Origin of the sequence: Propionivibrio sp., assembly GCF_049316945.1 — a bacterium.
Taxonomy (GTDB): Bacteria; Pseudomonadota; Gammaproteobacteria; order Burkholderiales; family Rhodocyclaceae; genus Propionivibrio.
The window spans coordinates 1-6,995 of record NZ_JBMOJE010000187.1 but is presented as its reverse complement, the minus strand read 5'-3'; the positions used below and the strand labels follow the sequence as shown (position 1 = coordinate 6,995).

The 6,995-nt window shown below is 54.9% G+C and carries 13 protein-coding genes; 11 read left to right on the top strand and 2 right to left on the bottom strand.

Annotation, left to right across the window (positions count from 1 at the left end; genetic code table 11):
* From ACOYNV_RS24575 to ACOYNV_RS24525, 11 genes are all read left to right on the top strand, one after another.
* A partial coding sequence (locus tag ACOYNV_RS24575; RefSeq protein ID WP_422902443.1) for a hypothetical protein occupies positions 1-198 on the top strand: 198 nt, incomplete at its 5' end.
* Positions 199-268: 70 nt separating this feature from the next.
* Positions 269-499, top strand: a complete 231-nt coding sequence (locus ACOYNV_RS24570) for a hypothetical protein (RefSeq protein ID WP_422902442.1) — start codon at positions 269-271, stop codon at positions 497-499.
* Between the two features lie 314 nt (positions 500-813).
* The gene (locus tag ACOYNV_RS24565) at positions 814-1,890 is read left to right on the top strand and encodes a GGDEF domain-containing protein (protein ID WP_422902441.1); all 1,077 of its coding nucleotides are present in this window, start codon (positions 814-816) and stop codon (positions 1,888-1,890) included.
* Positions 1,891-2,001: 111 nt separating this feature from the next.
* Positions 2,002-2,556: a Uma2 family endonuclease gene (locus ACOYNV_RS24560; protein ID WP_422902440.1), complete on the top strand. Its 555-nt coding sequence runs from the start codon at positions 2,002-2,004 to the stop codon at positions 2,554-2,556.
* A gap of 118 nt (positions 2,557-2,674) precedes the next feature.
* Complete coding sequence (locus ACOYNV_RS24555; protein ID WP_422902439.1) at positions 2,675-3,229, top strand: Uma2 family endonuclease; 555 nt, start codon at positions 2,675-2,677, stop codon at positions 3,227-3,229.
* On the top strand, positions 3,226-3,570 hold the full coding sequence (locus ACOYNV_RS24550; protein WP_422902438.1) for a nucleotidyltransferase domain-containing protein: 345 nt from the start codon (positions 3,226-3,228) through the stop codon (positions 3,568-3,570). Before ACOYNV_RS24555 ends, ACOYNV_RS24550 begins: the two co-directional genes overlap by 4 nt.
* Positions 3,551-3,925: a HEPN domain-containing protein gene (locus ACOYNV_RS24545; protein ID WP_422902437.1), complete on the top strand. Its 375-nt coding sequence runs from the start codon at positions 3,551-3,553 to the stop codon at positions 3,923-3,925. Before ACOYNV_RS24550 ends, ACOYNV_RS24545 begins: the two co-directional genes overlap by 20 nt.
* Positions 3,926-4,119: 194 nt before the next feature.
* Entirely contained in the window at positions 4,120-4,374 is a 255-nt protein-coding gene (locus tag ACOYNV_RS24540) for a hypothetical protein (RefSeq protein ID WP_422902436.1), read from the top strand.
* Positions 4,371-4,565, top strand: coding sequence for a hypothetical protein (locus ACOYNV_RS24535; protein WP_422902435.1), 195 nt, complete (start codon positions 4,371-4,373; stop codon positions 4,563-4,565). The genes ACOYNV_RS24540 and ACOYNV_RS24535 overlap by 4 nt, the downstream gene beginning before the upstream one ends.
* Before the next feature lie 66 nt (positions 4,566-4,631).
* Positions 4,632-4,892, top strand: a complete 261-nt coding sequence (locus ACOYNV_RS24530; protein ID WP_422902434.1) for a ribbon-helix-helix domain-containing protein — start codon at positions 4,632-4,634, stop codon at positions 4,890-4,892.
* Between the two features lie 52 nt (positions 4,893-4,944).
* Positions 4,945-5,163, top strand: coding sequence for a type II toxin-antitoxin system RelE/ParE family toxin (locus ACOYNV_RS24525; protein ID WP_422902433.1), 219 nt, complete (start codon positions 4,945-4,947; stop codon positions 5,161-5,163).
* Positions 5,164-5,597: 434 nt separating this feature from the next.
* On the opposite strand, the gene ACOYNV_RS24520 is transcribed toward ACOYNV_RS24525, so the two are convergent.
* Together ACOYNV_RS24520 and ACOYNV_RS24515 are read right to left on the bottom strand one after the other, a co-directional pair.
* Positions 5,598-5,891 (bottom strand): BrnA antitoxin family protein, encoded by a 294-nt coding sequence (locus ACOYNV_RS24520; protein WP_422902432.1) that lies wholly within the window; start codon positions 5,889-5,891, stop codon positions 5,598-5,600.
* Positions 5,875-6,150: a BrnT family toxin gene (locus ACOYNV_RS24515; protein ID WP_422902431.1), complete on the bottom strand. Its 276-nt coding sequence runs from the start codon at positions 6,148-6,150 to the stop codon at positions 5,875-5,877. Before ACOYNV_RS24515 ends, ACOYNV_RS24520 begins: the two co-directional genes overlap by 17 nt.
* Positions 6,151-6,995: the final 845 nt, after the last annotated feature.

The window sequence follows — 6,995 nt, the reverse complement described above, 5'->3', positions numbered from 1 at the left end:
GAGCGCGAAGCCTGGCCTCGGGCCACGCCGGATGGGTTAGAACAAATTTACCCTGCTTGCAGGGTGTGCAAACCCCTTTGCGTACCGGTGCCGATCGTTAAAATGGAGCGCGCCGATTCTCCCGGAAGACGGTTGCGCCAGATGTTGCAGGCCTTGGGGAAAATTGACGGGCAGACTTCTATTGTTTTCTTTGGGTAATGAGCAAGAAGAGCGCTACCATGTTCCCGCTGGCAGAACCAAACCACATAAATTAATAATGGAGTCGGGTATGTCGACGATTACTTTTGATACGCATCAACTCGTTAAGGAGCTAAAGGCCAATGGGTTTAGCGACGATCAGGCCGAGGGTATCAACGATGCTTTAAAGAATGCCCTTAATGTTGCCGATGTGGCTACCAGGCGAGGTTTGAAAGCGCTTGAGTTGAATCTTACGATCAAAATTGGCGTGTTGATCGTCGCGGCACTTGGCTTTATGACCGCCATACAAAAAATGCTGTAGAAAGAAATGGCGCCTGTGGAGATCGACAATATGCTTCGCGTGGGCTTTGCACAGGGTATCGCGCTATCGGCACATTCAGCGGCATGCCTTTCTTTACGGATATTGAGGGGACTATCATTGACCATCCTTCCTGCAGAGCCTATGGATAGTCGATCTACAAGCTATATGCCTGAAGATTGGCGTTTTTATTGGTTCACAGCCATGACTTGTTGTAGAACGCCTATCGGTGCGGCTTGCAGGCATTGCATTTCTTTGACCGTGCGCACATGGCGCAGCATCAGGAGCGTTCCCTTTGCTTGTGCGGCCTTCATCCAATGATGAAATATCAGGAAACCGTCAGGCAAAGCGCTGAATATCTCAGGCTGACGCTGCCCCTGATGTCGCGACAGGATGCCGGGCTGCATCCGGTCAGCTACGCCATCTGGTATGAATATGTGGCGGGAATCAACAAGCCGCTTAAAATCGCCATCGACGAACTTACCAGGAACGGCATGGTGCTTGACGAAGCCGCTACCGACGATTTGTTCCGCCGATACATCGCCGAACTCGACGAAGCGACTGCACAACGCGTCACCGCTGAATTCCAGAAAGTTCTCGCCGACATCTCGCAATCTGCCGCGCAGGCCGGCAACGAGGCGAATCGCTTCGGCAACACCTTGGCGCATTGGTCCGAAGACCAGGGAGAAGCGGCCGCGGATGCCGCCGCAGACAAGGGCATTGACGAACTCCTGAGCGGCACCCGCGAAATGCAGAGCGCCATCGCCACCCTGAATGTGCGCCTCGACGAAAGCCGGGCCGAAATACAGAAACTGCGCCAGGAAGTCGAACAGGCCCGTGAAGCCGCGTTTGTCGATGGCTTGACCGGGCTGGTCAATCGTCGCGGATTTGACATGGCGCTGGCCGCCTGTTTAAGCGAAATCGAAACGGGCGGGCCAGGCCCCAGCCTGCTGCTCGCCGACATCGATTTTTTCAAGCAGGTTAACGATACTTATGGGCACCTCCTGGGTGACAAGGTGATACGCGCCGTGGCGCAAATCCTCAAGGCCAACGTCAAGGGCAAGGATACGGCGGCGCGCTATGGCGGCGAAGAGTTCGCCGTGCTTCTCCCTGAGACAACACTGGACGGAGCGCGCGTCGTCGCCGAAAAAATCCGCACCACGATTGAAGGGAGCCGGGTCCGGCGCAGCAACAACAATCAGGAAATAGCGCAGATCACCGTATCGTTCGGAGTGGCCAGCTACTGTGCCGGCGAAACCGCCAGCGAGTTTATCGAACGCGCCGACAAAGCCTTGTACGTCTCGAAGAAACAGGGACGCAACCGCGTGTCCTTGTCCCCGGCCGGGCCGAAGCGAAGGAAGGCGGGACGCGTGCCGAAGCCGCTGGCCGTATAAGTGCGCGCCTGAACCCCGGCGGCACAATGGAAAACGGTGATTTGCCCCTGATATTTTGCTTGTGCGTAGAATGGGAACTCTACCGAATATCTTTTCAGGAAGTTGAAGATCATGTCCATCCGGTCGGCAATGGAAACCTACACGGTGCAGGATTACCTGCAATGGAAAGGTGACTGGGAGCTGATTCATGGCCAGCCGATGGCCATGGCGCCGTCGCCGTCGGTTGAGCATCAGGTGACGAGCTTCGCCATAGCGCATCAGCTTGGGGAAAGTCTCGACGACTGCCCGCATTGCCAGGCACTGTTCGAGATCGACATTCAATTTGCCGATGACACCGTCGTCCGGCCCGACGTGCTGGTGATCTGTTATGAACCCGAAAGCGAGCGCCTGACCCGCGCCCCCGATCTGGTTTTCGAAGTCATCTCGCCCAAGACCGCCCGGCGCGACGAAGTCATCAAGTTCGACCTCTACCGCATGGAAGGTGTGGCGAACTATGTGCTGGTTTATCCCGAGGCGAAAAAGGCCAAGATATGGCGACTGGTCGACGGGGAATATCGCAAGGTGGCGGATTTTCATGACGAGACACACCGCTTCGATCTGAGCAAATGCAGCATCGATTTCGACTTCGGCCGACTGTGGAAGCGCAAGGGAAGCCGTCAGCCATGATTGCCAGAGCAGGCCTGCCCTTGATTCTCCCAAGTCCCGGAGAGCCTGTCGGTGGATGTGTTTCGCTTGTGCGTAGAATGGGAGTTCTACCGAATTTCTTTTCAGGAAGTTGAAGATCATGTACATCCAGCCGGCAATGGAAACCTACACGGTGCAGGATTACCTGCAATGGGAAGGTGATTGGGAGCTGATTCATGGCCAGCCAATGGCCATGGCGCCGTCTCCGGCAGTTGATCATCAGCAGTTGAGTGCAGCCATTTTCAGGCAGCTCGATGAAAGTCTCGACGACTGCCCGCATTGCCAGGCACTGTTCGAGATCGACGTCCAATTTGCCGATGACACCGTCGTCCGGCCCGATGTGCTGGTGATCTGTTATGAACCCGAAAGCGAGCGCCTGACCCGCGCCCCCGATCTGGTTTTCGAAGTCATCTCGCCCAAGACCGCCCGGCGCGACGAAGTCATCAAGTTCGACCTCTACCGCATGGAAGGTGTGGCGAACTATGTGCTGGTTTATCCCGAGGCGAAAAAGGCCAAGATATGGCGACTGGTCGACGGGGAATATCGCAAGGTGGCGGATTTTCATGACGAGACACACCGCTTCGATCTGAGCAAATGCAGCATCGATTTCGACTTCAGCCGACTGTGGAAGCGCAAGGGAAGCCGTCAGCCATGAATAAACCGTGGGCTGACTCCGCTATACCGCATCCCGTGACAATTGCCGTGGAAAGAATTCTCGCCGTGGCATCACCCAACCGGATTATCCTGTTTGGCTCGCAAGCGCGCGGCGATACCGATGCCGATTCGGATATCGATCTGATGGTCATTGAGTCGCGCGTTGGCAATCCAGCACTTGAAGCGGCTCGCCTCTATCGCGCCGTCGGCTGGGTTGGCAAAGGCGTCGATATCCTGGTCTATTCCGAAAATGAATTTGCCCGCCGCAGCACGGTGCCTGGCACCGTACTGCATCAGGCGCTAACCCAAGGTAAAGTCGTCTATGACCGCGGCCCGCATTGAAGAGGCCCGCAGGCTTTTGCGCATTGCCAGTGCGGATCTTGACGCTTGCATTGCACTGCTCAATGCGCTCGGGATTCGCTTTGCCAATGCCGCATTTCATGGACAGCAAGCCGCAGAAAAAAGTCTCAAGGCAGTCCTTACCTTGCGTGGTGCCGATTTCGGTCGCACCCACAACCACGTGGCCTTGGTCGGGCAATTGGCTGAGGCCGACGAACAAGCACCGGTTTCAACTGAACAACTCTCACTGTTGAATCCGTATGCCATCACCTTGCGCTATGATGATATTGATTTCGACAGCGAACTGGTTTCCCCACAGGCTTCGCGCTGCTCGCCGTGTCGCCGTGGTTTGAACTGAGGTTTTTAGGTTGATGAGACAGATTAGAACGCCACGCTGCCAGAAAACTCTTGCTTTCGTGTTCGCCCCGACTTTTCGTTCAGGTACCGAGCCATGAACAAACTGTGTTCTGCCCCGTTTTTCCGATGACCGAGCAGGGCTTTTTATTCCGATAATACCGTTGCCCGTTCCCGCTTTACAAAAGGAGTATCCACATGATCGCTATTGAAATCGAAGCGCCAATCGTTAATCACCGAATTGACTTCAGTAGCGAGCTTTTGCCATCTAATATCGTGCAGGCAAAAATTATTGTGCTGTATGAAGAGCCCACCGTTCCAGCAACGAGCGCCGATGTCCTTGCTTTAGCAAGGGCCGCACGAGCCAGCTTTCCGAAGTGCGACCTGAATAAATTGCATGGCGAATTTGCAGTAGTACGTTCCGAATGGGAAACGCGCGGTCACATGAAATGACAACCCGCTGTCTGATCGACACAAACGTACTGATCGACTATCTCGACAGTAACGCTTCGCCGGAACTGATCGCGAATGTGGAACAGGCGTTGGTGGTCGGGTCCGTGGTGTCGGTGATCACTACAGGTAATGCTTTCACCCTTGGGTGCCGTCCCGCCAGCGCTGACTTAACAGCATATGCCGAATCATGAATAAACCGTGGTTTGTCCCCTATTTTCTAATATATGGAATACATTAAATTATGAAAGGAGCGTTTCATGAGCCGAGTAACGACTACGACGATGACTGTTCGCCTCAGCGGCGCGCTCAGCGACTTCGTTACCGCGAATGTGGGTGAGCATGGCGCCTACGAGAACGTCAGCGAATATGTGCGAGACCTGATCCGGCGAGACAAGGAACGTAAGGAAACGGATGCGTTCGAGCGCCTCAAAGCCGAGCTGACCCACGCCTATTCAACGCCCGAAGCATCGTATCACCCGCTGACGGCGGCGGACGTGATTGCACGCAACCGGGCCTGACACGGCATGACCAAAGCCAATATCCGCATCCAGGATGCTGCGTCCTGGCGGCTTGACGAGATATACCGTTACACCCTTGACCGCTGGCTGGGGCACGCAGCAGGCCGACCGTTACATTACCGGCCTGTTTGAAGCCTTCGAAGGTATTGCGGATCACCGGACGTCATCGCGCCCCGTTCCGGTCGAGTTCGGTATTGAAGGCTACTTCTCCCCTATGAACGGCATTTCGTCTATTGGCGCGGGCTCTCGAACGGCGACATCGGCATTGTGACAATCCTGCATGAGCGGATGCACCAGATCGACCGTTTCCGGGAAGACTTCGGCGTGTAACCCGGCCAACTACCTACAAAAGTCGGCGTTGGCGTGACGGCGCAGAAACCCTTCGAACGGAAACCCCCTGCGGCCTTTTGAGCGAAGGGGGTTTCGGTTAGTGCGCCCTCGGTGGGTTGAAGGGCAAGGGGTGATCGGGTCGGTTAATCCTGAAAACCTCAGTTGGATGTGATGCCAATGTCGCAAGCCCTCATCCCCAGCCCTTCTCCCGCAGGGAGAAGGGTGTAAACCCCCTCTCCCTGTGACCGAAGGGAATGCAGAGCCGGGAGGGTTGGGGTGAGGGCTAAACACCTGTCAAACCTGGCTTTACGGTCAATTAGTCCCTGTCAACTAAGGTTTTTAGGTTAATTGACCCTGGCCCCTTTTCGCTGCAAATCAACCGACGTGTAGCTCCTGCCGAATGGTCTGTCGAACCACTTCTGCCAGCGTCACGCCTTGCGCCGCATCCCGCAACGCTTGGTTGATCAGGGTTTGATAGTTACCGCCGGTCATTTCTGCGCGAGCCTTGAAAATGGCGAGCACTTCGTTATCCAAACGCATAGTAACGCGCGACTTCCCGCCATGCTCGGCTTGTAATCTAGCAAGCGCGGGTACGGCGGTTACGGGCTTGGCATCGCTGAAATCAATATTGGCATAGCGATCAAACAGCGGGTCAGAATTGTTGCTCATAGCGCCTCCGTTGTAGTTGGTTGGCCTTCCAGGCCGAAATGATGCGAATTCGCTTACTCCGTAGCGTCCACACCGCCACCAAAATCCGTCCCTTGCCACCCATTCCCAGAGAAACGAAACGTTGCTCGCCTACCGCATCCATGTCTTCCCGCGTCAGCGCATAAGGATCGAGCAGAACCGGTTTCGCCTCCTCAAAAGTGACTCCCTCGTGATTTATAGGGTTGGCTTTAGCCTTTTCGGGGTCAAATTCAATTTCCATTGGCACATTGTATGCACACCTGTCAGCTCAGTCAATTGAAAACCGTGGTCTGTCCCCTATTTGCCCTATTTGCACTGATCAGGGTTTGCCGAGATATTCATGCGTCAACGCTGGTGATCGGGTCGGTTAATTGACCCTGGCCCCTTTTGGGCTCTTTGGGCGGATAAGCGGGCGCATCCACCAAGCCTCGGAGCGACTCGACCTGTGCAACATACAGGTTTCCGAGTAGGATGAATAATTGAGTTGGTGACATGCCCGAAGGCACGCTACGCGCCCTCAAACAGGCTGGCATCTAGACGAAAATATTCTTGCTTGAAAAGTGAGCGCAACATGAATCTCCCCGGAAAACCGTGGTCTGTCCCCTATTTTCCCCTATTTTCTCCTCGGCGCGCCGTGCCCCTACGAACAGCGGACTGCGGGGCTCATGGGTAGGGAATCTACAGCATGCGTGCCTGAAGAGTGGCGTATTCATTGACTCTTCTGGCGTCATTGTTGTAGAACGCCTATCGACGCGGCTTTCAGCGATGATTCCTTATTCAGCTTGTTGCCGAAGCGAATCGATGGCAGTGTCGTGCTTCTGCTTTGGTGATCATCTGGATTGCGCGATCAATGCAGGTGAGAAGATAAAATCGGGAAGTTATTTCGTAGCCGTTCCTAAGCCTCGGAGCGACTCGACCTGTGCAACATACAGGTTTCCGAGTAGGATCAATAATTGAGTTGGTGACATGCCCGAAGGCACGCTACGCGCCCTCAAACAGGCTGGCATCTAGACGAAAATATTCTTGCTTGAAAAGTGAGCGCAACATGAATCTCCCCGGAAAACCGTGGTCTGTCCCCTATTTTCG

Bases quoted from the DNA above. Each gene is read 5' to 3' on its own strand.
- ACOYNV_RS24570 (WP_422902442.1), top strand. From the start codon at position 269: ATGTCGACGATTACTTTTGATACGCATCAACTCGTTAAGGAGCTAAAG.
- ACOYNV_RS24565 (WP_422902441.1), top strand. From the start codon at position 814: ATGATGAAATATCAGGAAACCGTCAGGCAAAGCGCTGAATATCTCAGG.
- ACOYNV_RS24560 (WP_422902440.1), top strand. From the start codon at position 2,002: ATGTCCATCCGGTCGGCAATGGAAACCTACACGGTGCAGGATTACCTG.
- ACOYNV_RS24555 (WP_422902439.1), top strand. From the start codon at position 2,675: ATGTACATCCAGCCGGCAATGGAAACCTACACGGTGCAGGATTACCTG.
- ACOYNV_RS24550 (WP_422902438.1), top strand. From the start codon at position 3,226: ATGAATAAACCGTGGGCTGACTCCGCTATACCGCATCCCGTGACAATT.
- ACOYNV_RS24545 (WP_422902437.1), top strand. From the start codon at position 3,551: ATGACCGCGGCCCGCATTGAAGAGGCCCGCAGGCTTTTGCGCATTGCC.
- ACOYNV_RS24540 (WP_422902436.1), top strand. From the start codon at position 4,120: ATGATCGCTATTGAAATCGAAGCGCCAATCGTTAATCACCGAATTGAC.
- ACOYNV_RS24535 (WP_422902435.1), top strand. From the start codon at position 4,371: ATGACAACCCGCTGTCTGATCGACACAAACGTACTGATCGACTATCTC.
- ACOYNV_RS24530 (WP_422902434.1), top strand. From the start codon at position 4,632: ATGAGCCGAGTAACGACTACGACGATGACTGTTCGCCTCAGCGGCGCG.
- ACOYNV_RS24520 (WP_422902432.1), bottom strand. From the start codon at position 5,891: ATGAGCAACAATTCTGACCCGCTGTTTGATCGCTATGCCAATATTGAT.
- ACOYNV_RS24515 (WP_422902431.1), bottom strand. From the start codon at position 6,150: ATGGAAATTGAATTTGACCCCGAAAAGGCTAAAGCCAACCCTATAAAT.